Annotated in this window: 1 protein-coding gene; it reads right to left on the bottom strand. The window is 65.0% G+C overall.

The genetic code is table 11. The annotated features are described in order from the left end of the window. Positions 1–1,016 (bottom strand): S-(hydroxymethyl)glutathione dehydrogenase/class III alcohol dehydrogenase (locus AC3WT0_RS19840; RefSeq protein ID WP_492755122.1); only part of this gene is annotated, 1,016 nt, incomplete at both ends.

Here is a 1,016-nt window from a genome sequence, read left to right as displayed (position 1 = left end):
TCGATCTCGATCTTGCCGTTCATGTACCAGTCGACGATCTTCGGCACGTCGGTGCGGCCCTTGGCGCCGCCGAACGCGGTGCCGCGCCAGTTGCGCCCGGTAACCAGCTGGAACGGGCGCGTCGATATCTCCTTGCCCGCCTCGGCCACCCCGATGATGATCGAGGTGCCCCAGCCGCGGTGGCATGCCTCCAGCGCGGTGCGCATCACCTCGGTATTGCCCGTGCAGTCGAACGTATAATCCGCGCCGCCGTCGGTCAGTTCGAGCAGCTTCGCGATCGTCTCCTCGCGCGACAGGCCCTTCACGTTGACGAAGTCGGTCATGCCGAAGCGGCGGCCCCACTCCTCGCGGTCGGGGTTGATGTCGACGCCGATGATCCGGTTCGCGCCCGCCATCTTCGCGCCCTGCAGCACGTTGAGCCCGATGCCGCCGAGCCCGAACACCACGACATTGTCGCCAACCTGGACCTTCGCCGTGTTCACCACCGCGCCGACGCCCGTCGTCACCCCGCAGCCGATGTAGCAGCTCGTCTTGAACGGCGCGTCCTCGCGGATCTTCGCTACCGCGATCTCGGGCAGGACCGTGAAGTTCGAGAAGGTCGAGCAGCCCATATAATGGAAGATCGGCTGGCCCTTGTAGCTGAACCGCGTCGTACCATCAGGCATCAGTCCCTTGCCCTGCGTCGCGCGGATCGCCGTGCACAGGTTGGTCTTGCCCGAAAGGCAGCTTTTGCACTGGCGGCACTCAGGCGTGTAGAGCGGGATCACATGATCGCCCGGCACGACCGAGGTCACCCCCGCGCCCACCTCGCGCACGATACCCGCGCCTTCATGCCCCAGGACGCTCGGGAAGATCCCCTCGCTGTCCAGACCGTCCAGCGTATAGGCATCCGTGTGGCAGATACCCGTCGCCATGATCTCGACCAGAACCTCGCCTGCCTTCGGACCCTCAAGATCCAGCTCAACAACCTCCAATGGACGCTTCGCCTCAAACGCTACCGCCGCTCTCGTCTTCAT

Source organism: Sphingomonas sp. EU05-FHT14C10, assembly GCF_058790595.1.
The sequence above is the reverse complement of the archived record's forward strand: the minus strand, read 5'-3'. Positions and strand labels throughout refer to the sequence as shown.